Genomic DNA, 16,326 nt, shown 5'->3' on the forward strand with positions numbered 1-16,326 from the left:
TTTATCAAGATTGAATTTGCGCCGTTTATAAAACTTTTTACGTAAATTGTACACTTAATTTAACAACATCAATGTCAATAACCATAACTCCATTTACTAAACAGCAGCTTTTACCTCAAGAGGAAAAACTGGAGATTGCAAGACAAAAAAGTGAACTTTTTATTGGTATTCCTAAAGAAACCAGTCATCAAGAACGCCGAATTTGCCTAACACCAGATGCTGTTACCGCCATCACGTATCATGGCCATCGGGTGATGATTGAGGCGGGTGCGGGATTGAGTTCCAGTTATTCTGACAAAGAATATAGTGATGCAGGTGCTGAAATTACTAGTGATACTAAAAAAGTATTCAGTTGCCCAATGATTCTAAAAGTAGAACCAGCCACACTTGCGGAAATAGAAATGATGAGTCCACAAACGATTCTTCTTTCGGCAATTCAATTAAAAACCCGTAAGAAAACTTATTTTGAGGCTCTAGCCAAAAAGAAAATTACGGCGCTCGCTTTTGAATATATAAAAGACGAGGACGGAACCTATCCCGCAGTAAAATCCTTAAGCGAAATTGCAGGAACAGCATCGATATTGATCGCGGCCGAGTTAATGATCACTAATGAGTTCGGAAAAGGATTATTATTTGGCAATATTACTGGCGTCCCTCCCACTGATGTGGTTATCCTGGGAGCAGGAACTGTTGGAGAATTTGCAGCTAAAACCGCTATTGGTTTAGGTGCTAGTGTCAAAGTTTTTGATAATTCTATTACTAAATTACGTCGTTTGCAGAATAATTTGAATCAACGAATTTTTACTTCTACTATACAGCCAAAGGCTTTATTAAAGGCTTTAAGACGTTGTGACGTTGCCATTGGTGCTATGCGAGGAAAAGATCGTTGTCCTGTTATTGTAACAGAATCAATGGTAGAACACATGAAAATTGGTGCTGTAATAGTTGATGTAAGCATTGATACCGGAGGTTGTTTTGAAACTTCAGAAGTCACGTCCCACGAAAAACCAACATTCATCAAAAACAATGTTTTGCATTATTGCGTGCCCAATATTCCATCTCGATATTCAAAAACTGCATCACTCTCAATAAGCAACATTATATCGCCCTATTTGATGAAAATTGCCGAAGATGGTGGAATCGAAATTGCAATCCGCTGCGACAAAGGCCTAAAAAATGGCGTCTATATGTACCACGGAATTTTGACAAACAGCGCAATTGGTGACTGGTTTGACTTGCCTTATAACGATATCAATTTAATTGTTTTTTAAGAAAACTTTCAGCTACCTTTGCAAAAATTTAATTTATGAATTTTATAAATCGTTTTGCCTACTATTTGGTAGGTTTAGTAATAGGTCTGTTTTTTGTAGCATTAGTTTTTAGTGGCAAAGACACCCGCTGTAATTATTTTCCAAACGCAAGAGTGCTAAATGATTTAAGAAACAAACCCTTTTATTATTCAGATAAAGCTTCGGTGATTTTAGCCGAAAAATGGATTGACACTGCCGATATAAAAAATACTTTAAAGTTTGGCGATGTGGATTTTGACCAAAGTAATACCGATCTAAAAAAAGGAAAGCTGTACATTATTGAAGGTCAAACGATCAAAAAGCAAGAAGTTATTTTAAAAGTAATCAATTACGCAGACAGAGCCGTTTTAGAGGATATTATAAAAAATTAACGTTATAATATCATAATTTTATTTTGGGCGTGACCCTTCGTGAAAACTTCGGGTCGTGCTGTACGTTCCCGCTTTTTTCAGAAAGGCTAAAACGCCTCTTAAAAAAGAGCTCCACTTCCATCACTCACGCAAACGATTATAAAACAACAATATACATCTTTCAATACTTCATTTAATTCAGTAATTACATTTATCAAAAATATCAATTTAATTTATTTTTGTAGAAAAAAAGGAATAATATTGCTCAAAACCGCGTAATTGAAACTTCGTATTTAAAAAAAATAAAATCCGTTGTTTTTGAGGAATTAACCAGAATAAAACTTTCTAATTCGCTCTTCATTCGCCGCGACTGGCATCAAATATTAGTTTGAATTAAAACCTTTCTTGCTTCAGGACCAATTCTGTAGCAAAACCACACGAACTGACAAAAAGTTTAGTTAGAATTTAAAGCCAGTGCAAGTATTTCCTTTAATCAACTGAAATCCAGTTTATTAATTTTAATCCGTTTTGCTGTAGATAAACATTTGTTTTGCTGAAATGCTTGTTACCAAACCACTTTCCTTGATTTGCACTCATTGGCGATGGATGTCCTGACTCTAGAACCAGATGTTTTGTTCGATCTATTTTGAGTCCTTTTTTATGGGCGAAATTCCCCCAAAGCAAGAAAACAACATGCTCTTTTTCTTCCGAAATTTTTTGGATAACTGCATCCGTAAAAAGATTCCATTTTAAGTGTTTATGACTATTCGCATTGTCTTCTCTAACCGTCAGCGAGGTATTTAACAATAAAACACCCTGCTTTGCCCAAGCTTCTAAATTACCGGAAGTGGGCATGAAAATAGTTGCCAAATCCTCACTCATTTCCCTGAAAATATTACGTAACGAAGGCGGAATTCGAACACCATCATTCACAGAGAAACACAAACCATTGGCTTCGCCCTTGCCGTGATACGGATCTTGACCAATAATAACCACTTTTACATCTTTGAAACTGCAATAATTAAACGCAGCAAAAATCAATTCTTTCGGAGGATAACAGGTATGACTTTTATATTCCTCATCAACAGTTTCCATTAATTCCTGAAAATAGGTTTTACGGATTTCATCAGATAAAATGGATTGCCAAGTGGGATTGAGATTGATCTGCATAGTTAAATATTAAAAAGCAAAGATACAGAGAGAATATTTTTTTTGAATCATAAAAAGGATAATAAACATTCATTAATTCTTTGTGAAAGTCTGTTAAATAGTCTTAACTATTAGCTATTTTTGTGTTGAAAAGAATTATACGATAAATGATATCCATCACTGAAAAAACATTACAAGATTTACAATTTCCAACTGTTCTCGAAACGATTTCTACAATTTGTAACACAGATATTGGAAAACAAAAAGCATTAGAAATTACCCCTTTTAAAGACAAGGAAACGTTGATGCAAGCATTAATGCAAACATCTGAATATGTTTCGTCTTTCCAAAATAACAATGCCATTCCTAATCATGGTTTTGATGCTATTACGCATGAAATAAAGTTTCTGGCCATTGAAGACAGCTTTTTGGAAGTGGGCAGTTTTAGAAAAATCGCTACCATTTCTTCAACGGTCAATTTCCTTTTGACTTTTTTGAGAAAATTCGAGGATTATTATCCAAATATAAACGCAAGAGCTAATCAAGTCGAACTGACCAAAGAAATCATTACGATGGTCGATGAAGTAGTTGATAAATATGGCGAAATAAAAGACAATGCGTCTCCAGATTTATTAAACATTCGCAGGAGCATGAATGCGGTTCGTGGCAAGGTGAATCAAAGTTTTGGTACTGCACTGACACAATACAATTCCTTAGGATATTTGGATGATATTAAAGAAAGTTTTGTCCAAAACAGGCGTGTTCTTGCAGTTTTAGCGATGTACCGACGAAAAGTAAAAGGGTCAATTATGGGCAGTTCTAAAACAGGAAGTATTGCTTATATTGAACCTGAAGCTACTTTACAATACTCTCGCGAATTGAGTAATCTTGAATACGAAGAAAAAGAGGAAATCACCCGAATATTAAAACAGTTGTCTAATTATATTCGTCCATTTTTGCCGCTTTTAATAAAATACCAAGATTTTCTTAGTGACATCGATGTTATTGCCGCAAAGGCAAAATATGCGAACAAAATCAACGGAATTTTGCCAACAATTACTGAAAATCGCCGCCTTTATTTTAGAGATGCCTATCATCCGATTTTGTTTTTGAACAACAAACTAAAAAATGCGATTACGCATCCGCAAACCATTGAATTGGATCAAGAAAACAGAATCATTGTGATTTCTGGTCCTAATGCAGGAGGGAAAACGATTTCGTTGAAAACTGTTGGCTTGCTTCAATTAATGTTGCAGTCCGGAATGTTAATTCCGGTACACGAACGTAGCGAAACATTTTTATTTGATCGCATAATGACAGATATTGGAGACAATCAATCTATTGAAAATCATTTGAGTACATACAGTTACCGATTAAAGAACATGAACTACTTCCTAAAGAAGTGTAATAGAAAAACCATGTTTCTTATTGATGAGTTTGGTACTGGTTCTGATCCAGAATTAGGAGGCGCTTTAGCTGAAATTTTCTTAGAAGAATTCTACCATCGGGAAGCCTTTGGCATTATTACAACGCACTATTCTAATTTAAAAATTCTGGCTAACGAATTGCCTTTTGCCACCAATGCCAATATGCTTTTTGATGAAAAATCATTGGAACCTATGTACAAATTAGCTTTAGGTCAGGCTGGAAGTTCATTTACATTTGAAGTCGCTTTAAAAAACGGAATCCCTTTCAGCTTAATCAATCGGGCCAAAAAGAAAATTGAAGTTGGAAAAGTACGATTTGACAAAACCATTGCAACCCTTCAGAAAGAGCGTTCTAAGATGGAAAAAACCTCGCAAACGCTAAAAGAAGAGGAAACAAAAGCGCGCGAAGAAGGCAAGAAAATGGAAACTATAAATGTAAAAATCAAACAAAAACTGGAGAGCTATCAGGAATTGTATGACAGCAACCAGAAAACAATTTATATTGGACAAAAAATTGAAGACATCTCGGAGAAATATTTTAATAACAAGAACAAAAAAGAACTGCTTGGTGAATTTTTAAAAATAATTGAAATTGAAAATTCAAAGCGCAGAAAAGCTACAACAAAAGAATCTAAAGCACTGATAGAAAAGAAAAAAGAAGTCATTCAAGAAGTTACGGTACAGGTTGAAGAAATAAGAAAAGAAAAGAAAGAGAAGAAATTGAAAGTCGTGGTTGAAAAGCCAAAACCTCTTCTAAAAGTAGGTGATCGCGTGCGAATGTTTGACGGAAAAGCAGTTGGAACTATTGATAATATTGAAAAAAACAAAGTTACAGTAAACTATGGCGTATTTACTTCAAAAGTCAGTCTGGAAGCGCTCGAGTTTGTAGAAGCAGGGAAAAAATAGGCAAAAGTCATTGCGAGGAACGAAGCAATCACACTAGCATGAGAAACTATAGGAGTACTTTAAGATGGATACACTAAATGCGATTGCTTCGTTCCTCGCAATGACAAATACAAATAAAACTATGAAATCTGGATTTATCTATATTATCACTAATAAATACCAAACAGTAGTTTACCCAGGTGCAACTTCAAACCTTCCACAAAGAATTTTAGAACATAAAGAGAAACGATATCCTAATTCATTTTCTGCTCGTTATAATGTGAATATATTAGTTTATTATGAGCAATTTCAATGGATTGGTGATGCTATAGCTAGAGAAAAGCAAATAAAAGCAGGTTCAAGAGAAGCAAAAAACGAATTAATTCGGGCTTTAAACCCAACTTGGAACGATTTATTTGAAGATATTAAAGATATAATGACGGAATAAGTCTAAAATAATTCATTGCGAGGAACGAAGCAATCGCACTAACAGCTGAAAAATAGATTACCTTAATGCGATTGCTTCGTTAGTCACAATGAAAAAACAAAACAAAAAATGCTCAATATTCCTAAAGACAAAAAAATAATCCTCTTTGACGGCATTTGCAATCTGTGTGATTCGGCAGTACAAATGATTATTAAGCATGACACTAAAGATGTTTTCCGATACGTTGCTTTGCAGTCTGATTTAGGTCAAAAAATGATCAAACACTTGGGAATTGACACAAAAAAAACAGATAGTATTATTCTCTATCGGCCTGGTTTTGCTTATTATTATAAATCTGAAGCTGCTTTAGAAATTGCAAAGATTTTGGGAGGAATATTTTATTTTGCCTCACTATTCTCAATATTACCCACAGCATTCAATAATTTTATTTATGATTATATTGCCAAAAACCGATATAAATGGTTCGGAAAAAAGGAAAATTGTATGATTCCTTCAAAAGAGCAGCAAGCAAAATTTTTGGATTAAATAATAATTATGATATTTATCATGCCTTTTATTTTGAAAGAACAATACATTTGACCAATCTTAAAATAAATAGATCATGAAAGACACTACACTTTTTTCTTGGGATAACGGAACTATTATCATGGTTGTCGTTTTTGGTTTGGTGATCATTGGAATCATTTCAGCCGTTTTCATTATGATGAATACCGATAAAAAGAAATAGCAGCACAAAAAAAGAGGATGTCTTAAGGAACATCCTCTTGCTGATATCAACATAATTAGACTAATTTCTAATTAACTTTCTGTATTTCAGTCGTTTTGGCGTTAAATCACCACCTAAACGTTTTTTCTTATTTTCTTCATATTCAGAAAAACCACCTTCAAAACAATACACTTCAGAGTCTCCTTCGAATGCTAAAATATGTGTACATATTCTATCTAAGAACCATCTGTCGTGTGAAATAACAACCGCACAGCCTGCAAAATTTTCCAAACCTTCTTCTAGAGCTCTCAATGTATTGATGTCTAAATCATTAGTCGGTTCATCCAGCAGTAATACGTTTCCTTCTTCTTTTAAGGTCATTGCAAGGTGCAAACGGTTACGTTCCCCCCCGGAAAGCATAGAAACTTTCTTGTTTTGTTCTCCACCTCCAAAATTAAAACGAGATAAGTAAGCTCTTGAATTCACTTGTCGGCCACCCATCATGATTAATTCCTGACCGTCAGCAAAGTTTTCCCAAATAGATTTATTAGGATCTATGTTAGAGTGTGCTTGATCTACGTAAGCAATTTTTACAGTATCTCCTATTAAGAACTCTCCTGAATCTGGCTTTTCTTCACCCATAATCATTTTGAAAATAGTTGATTTACCAGCACCATTTGGCCCAATAATTCCAACAATTCCTGCCTGTGGCAAAGTAAAATTTAAATTATCATACAATAATTTATCTCCAAATGCTTTAGCAACATTTTTAGCTTCAATTACATTGGTTCCTAAACGAGGACCATTTGGAATATAAATTTCCAAATTTTCATCCAATTGTTTTTGGTCTTCATTTAGTAATTTATCATAGTTCTGCAAACGCGCTTTTTGTTTCGTTTGACGTCCTTTGGCACCTTGTCGAACCCAGTCCAACTCACGTTCTAAATTCTTTCTTCGCTTAGAAGCTGTTTTCTCTTCTAATGCCATACGGCTTGATTTTTGGTCCAACCAAGAAGAATAATTTCCTTTCCAAGGAATTCCTTCACCTCTATCCAATTCAAGAATCCAACCGGCAACATTATCCAAGAAATATCTATCGTGAGTTACTGCGATTACAGTTCCAGAATATTGTGCTAAATGTTGTTCTAACCAAAGTACACTTTCGGCATCTAAGTGATTCGTAGGCTCATCCAGAAGCAATACGTCAGGTTGTTGCAACAACAAACGACACAAAGCTACACGACGACGTTCTCCTCCAGATAAATTCTTGATTGGCGTATCACCTTCTGGCGTACGCAAAGCGTCCATGGCAATCTCTAGTTTTGTATCAATTTCCCATGCGCCTAATGCATCAATTTTGTCTTGTAAAAGCGCTTGACGATCCATCAATTGCTCCATTTTATCCGCATTTTCATAGACTTCAGGCAAACCAAAACTGTCATTTATCTTATTGAATTCTTCCAGAACGGCCATCGTCTCCGCAACTCCTTCTCGTACAATTTCGATAACTGTTTTGCTATCATCTAAAATAGGTTCTTGTTCTAAATAACCTACTGTGTAACCTGGTGCAAACACTACATCACCTTGGTAGTTTTTGTCAACACCGGCAATAATTTTTAATAAGGAAGATTTTCCAGAACCATTTAAACCTAAAATACCAATCTTAGCGCCATAAAAGAAACTCAAATAAATATTTTTAAGTACTGGTTTATCTGCTCCTTGATAGGTTTTACTCAATTTTGACATTGAGAATATCACTTTTTTATCGTCTGCCATTCTATTTTAATTTAAAATTTAAAATTCAACATTTAAAATAATTACTAAAGTCTGCCTTTAAGCGAACTAAATACCCATGCATTAGCTAGAAAACCAACTCCTACTGCGGCAAAACCCCAACCTGCCACGTCATCATATCTAAAAGCGCCTAATGCAATTAGCAATAAACCCATAATAATCATTATCAGCGTGGCCCAACCAAGAATCGTATTTTTATTCATTGCCATAATTACGTTATTTGTCATTAAATCCTACTATTTAGCCTCAGGATTAGGTCTGCAAATATCGGAAATTTTTGTCCTTTAATTAAATATTTTATAAAGCATTTCTTTTAATAAATCAGATTGTGGCAGAGCGTTAGCTCCAACTCCCTTGCTTTTTACATCAATATCTCTTAAAGCTCCCACAATTTGACTCACTTTTTTCATGGGATAATTTTTCAAAGCCACATCATATTCTTTCAAAAAGAATGGATTTACACTTAACACTGCAGCAACATTCTTTGGATTTCTATCTTTCAATCCGTGGTATTTTAACAATTGGATAAAAAATCCAAAAACCAAACTTGTAGTGACCACTATCGGATTATCTTTTGGATTTTGAGCAAAGTTTTCAGCAATTGTATAGGCTTTCAACTGGTTGCGTTCCCCAATTGCTTTTCGCAGTTCAAATACATTAAAATCTTTGCTAAAACCTATATTCTCCTCAATATGTTTGGGTGTTATGGTACTTCCAGCAGGCAAAATAATTTGTAATTTTTCAAGTTCGTTGTTTATTTTGCTTAAATCCGTTCCTAAAAATTCTACTAACATAGCAGTTGCTTTAGGCTCAATAGCATATTTTTTGCCTGACAAAACCCGTTTAATCCAATCTCCAACTTGGTTTTCATAAAGTTTTTTACTTTCGTAAACTACGCCATTTTTAGCTAATAATTTAGTTACTTTTTTGCGTTTATCAAGTGTTTTGTATTTATAACAAAAAACTAAAACCGTTGTTGCCATTGGGTTTTCTGCGTAATTTTCTAATTTGTCTATCGTTCGAATTAAATCCTGAGCTTCTTTTATAATGACTACCTGTCGCTCCGCCATCATGGGATATCGTTTTGCGGTCGAAATAATGTCTTCAATTGTCACGTCTCGTCCGTATAAAACGGTTTGATTAAAGCCTTTTTCTTCTTCTGTCAATACTTTTTCCTCAATATAAGCCGCTAATTTATCAATATAATACGGTTCTTCGCCCATCAAAAAATAGATTGGTTTAATATTTCCGCTTTTTATATCATTTACAATTTTTATAACCTGGTCCATTCTTTTTTGTTTAAAGTTTGACGATCAAAGTTTGTTGTTTCGAATGAAACTTTAGACTTTAAAAATTAAACTTATTTAATACTTTTGCTTCATGCAAAAACTCAATTTTCAACTTTATAACTTTCGGTTCAAAAATAGCGAAAATAAAGTCTCCATTTTTGATGCAATAAGGAAAAAATTTATCATTCTTACCCCTGAAGAATGGGTTCGTCAGCATGTAGTCCAGTTTTTATTGGAAGAGAAAAAATATCCGCACTCTTTAATTAATGTCGAAAAAGTACTTAAAGTCAACGGCTTGCGCAAAAGATACGATGTTGTCGTTTTTAATCCAGATGGTTCTATTTTCATTTTAATCGAATGCAAAGCACCGGAAATTAAAATTGCACAAGCGACTTTTGACCAAATTGCCCGATACAACATGACCATGAAAGCTAGTTTTTTGATGGTAACCAATGGTTTGAATCATTACTTTTGCCAAATGGATTTTGAGAATGAAAAATATCATTTTCTAAATGAATTACCGGATTACAAACAAAACCTTCTATAAAACAAAACCTCATAATGAGAATAGCAGTTGTCATACTTAATTGGAACGGAATATTATTGTTGGAAAAATTTTTGCCTTCGGTCGTCAAATATTCTCCCCAAGCTAGTATTTACGTTGCTGATAACGCCTCTACAGATGATTCTATTTCTTTTATAAAAGCTTTTTTTCCATCAATTAAAATAATTAAAAACGAAAGCAATCTCGGTTTTGCCGGAGGTTATAATGAAGCCCTAAAAAATATTGATGCAGAATTCTATGCTTTGGTAAACTCTGATATTGAGGTTACCGAAAATTGGTTACAACCAATTCTTACAACTTTTAAAAAAGAACCTGAAACAGCCATCATTCAGCCTAAAATATTAGATTTTAAACGTAAAGAATATTTTGAATATGCAGGTGCAGCCGGCGGATTCATTGATCAGTATGGATATCCGTATTGTCGTGGTCGAATTTTTGACACTCTCGAAAAAGACCATGGCCAATATGATAACAACGCTGAAATATTCTGGGCGTCTGGAGCTTGTTTTTTTATTCGAAGTGCCGTGTACAAAGAATTAAATGGCTTTGACGGTGATTTTTTTGCACATCAGGAAGAGATTGATTTATGTTGGCGTGCCTTTAACAAGGGATTTAAAATAAAATACAACTTTGAATCCGTGGTTTATCATGTTGGAGGAGCAACTTTAGAACAAGGAAATCCTAAGAAAACCTTTTTGAATTTTAGAAATTCATTGTTGATGTTGACAAAAAATGTCCCAAAAGATAAACTGTTTCGGATTCTCTTTGTTCGAATGGTGTTAGACGGAATTGCAGGATTGCAGTTTATTTCTAAGGGAAAATTTAAACATTTTGTTGCAATACTAAAAGCACATGGCTCCTTTTATGGACTCTTTTCATTGCAATGTAAAAAAAGAGATCTTTTTCAAAACCAAAAATACTACAATACAAAAAGTATCGTTTTTAAATACTTTGTTAAGAATATAACTGTTTTTAACGATTTATTTAGACTAAAATGAATATAAAAAAACTAAATTTGTCTTTATCATTTAAACTAAACTTTAACAATTTATGAAAAAAATAGTAATTGCCTTATCTGTATTAGCGGTACTATCATCATGTGTATCAAAGAAAAAATACACTGATTTAGAATCTAGAAACAAAGAAACTCAAGATTTATTAAATACTGCGACCGTAAAATTAAACTCTTGTTTAGAGGATAAAGCGGGTCTTATGGCTACTGTTAGTGGTTTGAAAGAGCAAAATCAAGGTCTTATCAGCACTTCTAAGGACATGACTATTTTGTCTACCAAAGGAGCTGAAAATATTGAAAAAGCTTTGGAATCTCTAAAAGAGAAAGACTTGAAAATTAGCAGAATGCAAGATGCTTTGACTAAAAAAGACAGTGTAACCCTTGCTTTAGTAACTAGTTTAAAAAGTTCAGTTGGAATATCTGATCCAGATATTGAAATAAATGTTGAAAAAGGGGTTGTATTTATCTCTATCGCTGACAAGCTATTATTTAAAAGTGGAAGCTACGAAGTGACTGATAGAGCTAAAACGGTGTTAGCTAAAGTAGCCAAAGTAGTTAATGACAAACCTGATTTTGAATGCATGGTTGAAGGACATACTGATAGCGTTCCCTATAACGGTTCAGGAGTATTGTTAGACAACTGGGATTTAAGTGTAAAACGTTCTACATCTATTATTCGTGTATTAACGAATCAATTAGGTGTTAAACCAGAGCAATTAATTGCAGCAGGAAGAAGCTCTTACGTTCCTCTTGTGTCAAATGATTCAGCAGAAAACAGATCACGTAACAGAAGAACACGTATTGTAGTTTTACCAAAAATTGATCAATTCTATGAAATGATTGAAACAGAAATGAAAAAACAAAGACAATAATTTTGTCTTTATATTCAAAAGTAAACGCCTCAAAATGAGGCGTTTTTTTTATGCTTAACTTTTTTATCTTTAGATGAACGATGGTGTACAAATAAAAAAAGCAGGTCAATTGACCTGCCTTAATGTATCCTCAATTTTTCTTTAACAACCAATTAAATATAATTAAGAATAACATATTATTATATTGTAATAAATAAAACGTAAAATATACGTAAATTTAAAAATTTATATTAAATATGCAAATATTTTGCCAAAAATTTAAATTTTACAAAACATCTAAACTTCCTTTTCCTTCTCTTACTACAATTGGTTCGTCACCAGATAAATCAATAATTGTAGATCCAACATTATTACCATATCCACCGTCAATTACCAAATCAACCAAGTTTTGCCATTTCTCAAAAATAAGTTCCGGATCAGTGGTGTATTCTATCACATCATCATCATCATGAATCGATGTAGAAACAATAGGATTCCCCAGCAACTTTACAATTTCTAAAGCAATAGCATTATCAGGAACCCTGATTCCCACAGTTGTTTTCTTTTTGAATTCCTTGGGTAAGTTATTATTTCCCGGTAAAATAAAGGTATATGGTCCTGGTAGCGCTCTTTTTAAGATTTTAAAAGTGGTTGTGTCAATTTGTCTCACATAATCAGAGATGTTACTTAAATCATGGCAAACGAAGGAAAAATTAGCTTTGTCGAGCTTCACTCCTTTGATCTTTGCAATTCGTTCCAACGCTTTCGTATTGGTAATATCACAACCCAAACCGTACACCGTATCCGTTGGATAAATCACCAAACCACCTTCTTTCAAAACCTTAACCACTTTAGCAATTGCAGCTTCATTTGGTTTGTCCTCGTATATTTTTATAAATTGAGCCATTTCATTTTTTAGTTTAAAGTTTAAAATGTTTAAGGCTCAAAGTTGTTTTAACCAACAACTTTAAACCTTAAACTTGAAACAAATTTTTAGCCTATAATATCCAGTTTCGCAAAGCGCAACAATAATTTTTTGATTCCACCAACTTCAAATTTGATTTCAGCTTTTTTGTCAGCTCCCACTCCTTCTAGGTTTAAAACTTCGCCTTTTCCAAAACGCTCGTGCATTACTATATTTCCAGCAGCCAGTTTATTATCAAATAGATTAGCACTTCCTGAAGCAGCATTATTGCTGACCGGCTTCAATTTCCGAATATTTACAGCTGATTTGGGTTCATTATCATTCGTAGATTTAGCTGGCGGAGTTCCATTAGCTGGCTTTGCCAATCTCAATTTGGACTTATCCACATCTCCAAAAATATCGCTATCAATCATAGGTTTGTACCTGTAATTATTTTCAGGAGGAGTCATATATTCTAAATATTGACTGTCGATTTCCTCAACAAAACGCGAAGGTTCGCTATCTGTTAACTTTCCCCAACGGTATCGTGATTGTGCATAGGTCAGATACGCTTGATGCTCCGCACGGGTTAAAGCTACATAAAACAAACGTCGTTCTTCCTCAAGTTCGCTTCTCGTACTCATACTCATGGCACTCGGGAACAAATCTTCTTCCATTCCTACTACAAACACATGAGAAAATTCTAACCCTTTGGCCAAGTGAATCGTCATTAATGCTACACGATCTTCATCACTGGTATCTTTGTCTAAATCGGTCGCTAGAGCCACATCTTCCATAAATTCAGATAAAGCGCCACGGGCTCCATCTACTTCTTTTTGGCCGTCGGTAAAATCTTTGATCCCGTTTAATAATTCCTCAATATTTTGAATTTTAGCCATTCCTTCGGGAGTAGCATCTTTTTTTAATTCCTGAATCAATCCAGTTTTTTTGGCAACATGATCAGCAAGATAGAACGCATCCTGATTTTCGTTAATAGCCTGAAAACTTTGAATCATTGTAACAAAATCGAGTAGTTTTTGTTTGGTTCCAGAATTCAGTTTTAAATCAATTCGTTCTATGTTTTGCATCACTTCAAAAATCGAACGCTTGTAGTGATTGGCTGCAATAGTCAGTTTTTCGATCGTAGTATTCCCAATTCCACGTGCCGGATAATTAATCACCCGAACCAACGCTTCTTCATCTTTTGGATTAATAACTAATCGCAAATAACACAAAACATCTTTCACTTCTTTTCTTTGGTAAAAAGAAAGTCCTCCATATATTCGATACGGAATATCTCTTTTTCTCAGTGCATCTTCCATCGCACGAGATTGTGCATTGGTACGATACAAAATTGCAAATGCGCCATTAGGCATTTGATTTTGCATTTTTTGTTCCCAAATGGTGCTCGCCACAAAACGACCTTCTTCATTGTCTGTTAAACTACGATGAACTTTTATTTTTGGACCAAAATCATTTGCAGTCCAAACTATTTTGTCCAATTTTACTTTATTTTTATCAATAATCGTATTTGCAGCTTCAACGATATTTTTTGTCGAACGATAATTTTGTTCCAGTCTAAAGGTTTTTACGCCTTCATAATCTTTCTGGAAGTTCAAAATATTATTGATGTTGGCACCACGAAACGCATAAATACTCTGCGCATCATCACCTACAACACAAATATTCTGAAATTTATCTGATAGAGCTCTAACAATTAAATATTGTGAATGATTGGTATCTTGGTACTCATCTACCAAAATATAGCGAAAACGGTTTTGATATTTAGCCAGAATTTCTGGAAAACGAGTCAATAGTTCGTTGGTTTTTAATAATAAATCATCAAAATCCATCGCACCTGCTTTGAAACAACGGTCCACATAATTTTGATAAATTTCACCCATTCGAGGCTTTTTAGACATCGCATCCGCTTCTTGCAGATCGGGATTATTGAAATAGGCTTTAACGGTAATCAAACTATTTTTGAAATTTGAAATCCGACTTAAAACCTGTTTTGGTTTGTACACATCTCGGTCCAATTGCATTTCTTTGATGATACCAGAAATGGCGCGCAACGAATCCTGAGAATCATATATGGTAAAATTGGAAGGATAGCCAAGATGTTCCGCTTCGGAGCGTAATATTCGAGCAAAAACCGAGTGAAATGTTCCCATCCAAAGATTTTTTGCTTCGCCTGCACCTACAATATCCGAGATACGTTTTTTCATTTCTCGAGCTGCTTTGTTGGTAAAAGTCAGTGATAAGATACTAAAAGCATCGATACCCTGACTCATCAAATAAGCAATTCTAATAGTCAACACCCTCGTTTTACCGGAACCTGCACCCGCAATAATTATCATTGGGCCGTCTTTTTGGAGAACGGGTTCGCGTTGGGCTTCATTAAGTTGATCGATATATTTGTGCATGTAAATTTTTATAGTATTCTATGCAAAAATAAGCATTAAAGATGTAAAATTATACTTTTATATGAAGCTAAAAAACCATTCTTTATTAGTTGAACCGGATAAGGAATATCAGTTCGTTTATGCACTTTTTTAGCACTATATTTTATAATAAACAGAATTTAATTCTAAACATATAAGTCATATAGGTTAAAGAAATTTATTTTTCATATAATTAATAGTATTACGAATATAGGCTAAATCGCCCTTTGCGAAGTTTTGTTTTACCTAAATGAAAAGTGATTTTAATTGCTTTAATTCAAACTAAAAACTTATATGACTTATATGTTTAACACCTATATTCATTAATAAAACACATCGTACGCAAAACGGACTAAAGTCCCTACAACCACAACCAAAAAGAAAATCCGAATAAAACTATTGCCTTTATTGATGGCTAGTTTTGCACCCATCCAACCGCCTAATGCATTACTGGCAGCCATGGGCAGTGCTATTGCCCAAATGATTTTCCCTTTTAAAATAAACAAACATATAGAACCAAAATTTGTCGCCAGATTCACCATCTTGGCATTTGCGGAAGCATGTAAAAAATCGAAACCCATGATAGAAATAAATGCTACAACTAAAAAACTTCCTGTTCCAGGACCTATAAATCCATCGTACAAACCGACTATAAAACTAATTCCAATTGCATTAAAAATCTGAGTTCTCGGAGAATGATTTTTTTCAATGTGTTGCCCGAAATTTTTCTTCGCATAGGTATAAATCACTAAGAATGAAAGAACCACCAACAATAACGGTTTCATGAAATCATTACTGACATACGTCAATAAAGTAGATCCCAAAAATGCCGATGGAAAGGCCAAAAGCATCATAATGGACAATAGTTTCCAGTTCATTTCTACCTTTTTCAGATATTGATATGCTGCAAAGGAAGTACCACTAAAAGCAGGAACTTTCAATGTTCCAATTACCGTTGAAACAGGAAGATTGGGTAACAAAATCAATCCCATTGGTGTTTGAATTAATCCGCCACCACCCACAATTGCGTCAATAAATCCTGCAGCAAAGGCCGCTAAACAAAGTAAAACAAGAACATAAGTCTCCATTATGATATTCAATTTTAAGTAATGCTATTACGAGTAGCAAAAATACTATTCGGTTTCATTTATTGCTATTAAATAGAAATTGATTTGTACTCAAAAAAGTATAT

General features: G+C 34.1%; 16 protein-coding genes. 9 read left to right on the plus strand and 7 right to left on the minus strand.

From position 1 onward, the window contains the following. The first annotated feature begins 71 nt into the window (after positions 1-71). Entirely contained in the window at positions 72-1,271 is a 1,200-nt protein-coding gene (locus ACEN2F_RS00320; protein ID WP_441734581.1) for an alanine dehydrogenase, read from the plus strand. Positions 1,272-1,306: 35 nt separating this feature from the next. Further along, complete coding sequence (locus ACEN2F_RS00325; RefSeq protein ID WP_441734584.1) at positions 1,307-1,681, plus strand: DUF4258 domain-containing protein; 375 nt, start codon at positions 1,307-1,309, stop codon at positions 1,679-1,681. A gap of 468 nt (positions 1,682-2,149) precedes the next feature. Here the strand turns inward: ACEN2F_RS00325 and ung are convergent, their stop codons facing one another. Then, positions 2,150-2,830, minus strand: a complete 681-nt coding sequence (gene ung, locus ACEN2F_RS00330) for a uracil-DNA glycosylase (protein ID WP_441734586.1) — start codon at positions 2,828-2,830, stop codon at positions 2,150-2,152. A 146-nt stretch (positions 2,831-2,976) separates the two neighbouring features. Between ung and ACEN2F_RS00335 the strand changes: the two genes are divergently transcribed. The 4 genes from ACEN2F_RS00335 to ACEN2F_RS00350 all read left to right on the plus strand — a co-directional run bounded on the left by ACEN2F_RS00335 (position 2,977) and on the right by ACEN2F_RS00350 (position 6,296). Beyond that, on the plus strand, positions 2,977-5,142 hold the full coding sequence (locus ACEN2F_RS00335; RefSeq protein WP_441734588.1) for an endonuclease MutS2: 2,166 nt from the start codon (positions 2,977-2,979) through the stop codon (positions 5,140-5,142). A gap of 64 nt (positions 5,143-5,206) precedes the next feature. Next, on the plus strand, positions 5,207-5,569 hold the full coding sequence (locus ACEN2F_RS00340) for a GIY-YIG nuclease family protein (protein WP_441734590.1): 363 nt from the start codon (positions 5,207-5,209) through the stop codon (positions 5,567-5,569). Between the two features lie 108 nt (positions 5,570-5,677). Next, complete coding sequence (locus tag ACEN2F_RS00345) at positions 5,678-6,094, plus strand: thiol-disulfide oxidoreductase DCC family protein (protein ID WP_441734592.1); 417 nt, start codon at positions 5,678-5,680, stop codon at positions 6,092-6,094. 76 nt (positions 6,095-6,170) lie between these two features. Beyond that, entirely contained in the window at positions 6,171-6,296 is a 126-nt protein-coding gene (locus tag ACEN2F_RS00350; RefSeq protein WP_441734595.1) for a hypothetical protein, read from the plus strand. Positions 6,297-6,356: 60 nt separating this feature from the next. On the opposite strand, the gene ettA is transcribed toward ACEN2F_RS00350, so the two are convergent. The 3 genes from ettA to holA all read right to left on the minus strand — a co-directional run bounded on the left by ettA (position 6,357) and on the right by holA (position 9,358). After that, positions 6,357-8,051 (minus strand): energy-dependent translational throttle protein EttA, encoded by a 1,695-nt coding sequence (gene ettA, locus ACEN2F_RS00355; RefSeq protein WP_441734597.1) that lies wholly within the window; start codon positions 8,049-8,051, stop codon positions 6,357-6,359. Between the two features lie 44 nt (positions 8,052-8,095). Next, on the minus strand, positions 8,096-8,278 hold the full coding sequence (locus ACEN2F_RS00360; RefSeq protein WP_066081961.1) for a CAL67264 family membrane protein: 183 nt from the start codon (positions 8,276-8,278) through the stop codon (positions 8,096-8,098). 75 nt (positions 8,279-8,353) lie between these two features. After that, on the minus strand, positions 8,354-9,358 hold the full coding sequence (gene holA, locus ACEN2F_RS00365; protein WP_441734599.1) for a DNA polymerase III subunit delta: 1,005 nt from the start codon (positions 9,356-9,358) through the stop codon (positions 8,354-8,356). A gap of 91 nt (positions 9,359-9,449) precedes the next feature. On the opposite strand from holA, the gene ACEN2F_RS00370 reads away from it, so the two are divergent. From ACEN2F_RS00370 to ACEN2F_RS00380, 3 genes are read left to right on the plus strand one after another with little or no spacing between them, the layout of a single operon-like run. Further along, entirely contained in the window at positions 9,450-9,905 is a 456-nt protein-coding gene (locus tag ACEN2F_RS00370; RefSeq protein ID WP_441734602.1) for a type I restriction enzyme HsdR N-terminal domain-containing protein, read from the plus strand. A gap of 11 nt (positions 9,906-9,916) precedes the next feature. Beyond that, positions 9,917-10,921, plus strand: a complete 1,005-nt coding sequence (locus ACEN2F_RS00375; RefSeq protein WP_441735904.1) for a glycosyltransferase family 2 protein — start codon at positions 9,917-9,919, stop codon at positions 10,919-10,921. A gap of 52 nt (positions 10,922-10,973) precedes the next feature. Beyond that, positions 10,974-11,807, plus strand: coding sequence for an OmpA/MotB family protein (locus ACEN2F_RS00380; protein WP_441734603.1), 834 nt, complete (start codon positions 10,974-10,976; stop codon positions 11,805-11,807). Between the two features lie 265 nt (positions 11,808-12,072). On the opposite strand, the gene ACEN2F_RS00385 is transcribed toward ACEN2F_RS00380, so the two are convergent. The 3 genes from ACEN2F_RS00385 to ACEN2F_RS00395 all read right to left on the minus strand — a co-directional run bounded on the left by ACEN2F_RS00385 (position 12,073) and on the right by ACEN2F_RS00395 (position 16,222). Then, positions 12,073-12,693, minus strand: coding sequence for an L-threonylcarbamoyladenylate synthase (locus ACEN2F_RS00385; protein ID WP_441734606.1), 621 nt, complete (start codon positions 12,691-12,693; stop codon positions 12,073-12,075). 86 nt (positions 12,694-12,779) lie between these two features. Continuing rightward, the gene (locus tag ACEN2F_RS00390) at positions 12,780-15,116 is read right to left on the minus strand and encodes an ATP-dependent helicase (protein ID WP_441734608.1); all 2,337 of its coding nucleotides are present in this window, start codon (positions 15,114-15,116) and stop codon (positions 12,780-12,782) included. Between the two features lie 341 nt (positions 15,117-15,457). Next, positions 15,458-16,222, minus strand: coding sequence for a sulfite exporter TauE/SafE family protein (locus ACEN2F_RS00395; protein WP_441735907.1), 765 nt, complete (start codon positions 16,220-16,222; stop codon positions 15,458-15,460). Positions 16,223-16,326 lie beyond the last annotated feature (104 nt).

The sequence above is a fragment of the Flavobacterium sp. W20_MBD1_R3 genome (assembly GCF_052119725.1).
GTDB lineage: Bacteria > Bacteroidota > Bacteroidia > Flavobacteriales > Flavobacteriaceae > Flavobacterium.

Bases quoted from the DNA above. Each gene is read 5' to 3' on its own strand.
- ACEN2F_RS00370 (WP_441734602.1), top strand. From the start codon at position 9,450: ATGCAAAAACTCAATTTTCAACTTTATAACTTTCGGTTCAAAAATAGC.
- ACEN2F_RS00340 (WP_441734590.1), top strand. From the start codon at position 5,207: ATGGATACACTAAATGCGATTGCTTCGTTCCTCGCAATGACAAATACA.
- ettA (WP_441734597.1), bottom strand. From the start codon at position 8,051: ATGGCAGACGATAAAAAAGTGATATTCTCAATGTCAAAATTGAGTAAA.
- ACEN2F_RS00395 (WP_441735907.1), bottom strand. From the start codon at position 16,222: ATGGAGACTTATGTTCTTGTTTTACTTTGTTTAGCGGCCTTTGCTGCA.
- holA (WP_441734599.1), bottom strand. From the start codon at position 9,358: ATGGACCAGGTTATAAAAATTGTAAATGATATAAAAAGCGGAAATATT.
- ACEN2F_RS00360 (WP_066081961.1), bottom strand. From the start codon at position 8,278: ATGGCAATGAATAAAAATACGATTCTTGGTTGGGCCACGCTGATAATG.
- ACEN2F_RS00385 (WP_441734606.1), bottom strand. From the start codon at position 12,693: ATGGCTCAATTTATAAAAATATACGAGGACAAACCAAATGAAGCTGCA.
- ACEN2F_RS00335 (WP_441734588.1), top strand. From the start codon at position 2,977: ATGATATCCATCACTGAAAAAACATTACAAGATTTACAATTTCCAACT.
- ACEN2F_RS00345 (WP_441734592.1), top strand. From the start codon at position 5,678: ATGCTCAATATTCCTAAAGACAAAAAAATAATCCTCTTTGACGGCATT.
- ACEN2F_RS00390 (WP_441734608.1), bottom strand. From the start codon at position 15,116: ATGCACAAATATATCGATCAACTTAATGAAGCCCAACGCGAACCCGTT.
- ACEN2F_RS00350 (WP_441734595.1), top strand. From the start codon at position 6,171: ATGAAAGACACTACACTTTTTTCTTGGGATAACGGAACTATTATCATG.
- ACEN2F_RS00320 (WP_441734581.1), top strand. From the start codon at position 72: ATGTCAATAACCATAACTCCATTTACTAAACAGCAGCTTTTACCTCAA.
- ACEN2F_RS00380 (WP_441734603.1), top strand. From the start codon at position 10,974: ATGAAAAAAATAGTAATTGCCTTATCTGTATTAGCGGTACTATCATCA.
- ACEN2F_RS00325 (WP_441734584.1), top strand. From the start codon at position 1,307: ATGAATTTTATAAATCGTTTTGCCTACTATTTGGTAGGTTTAGTAATA.
- ung (WP_441734586.1), bottom strand. From the start codon at position 2,830: ATGCAGATCAATCTCAATCCCACTTGGCAATCCATTTTATCTGATGAA.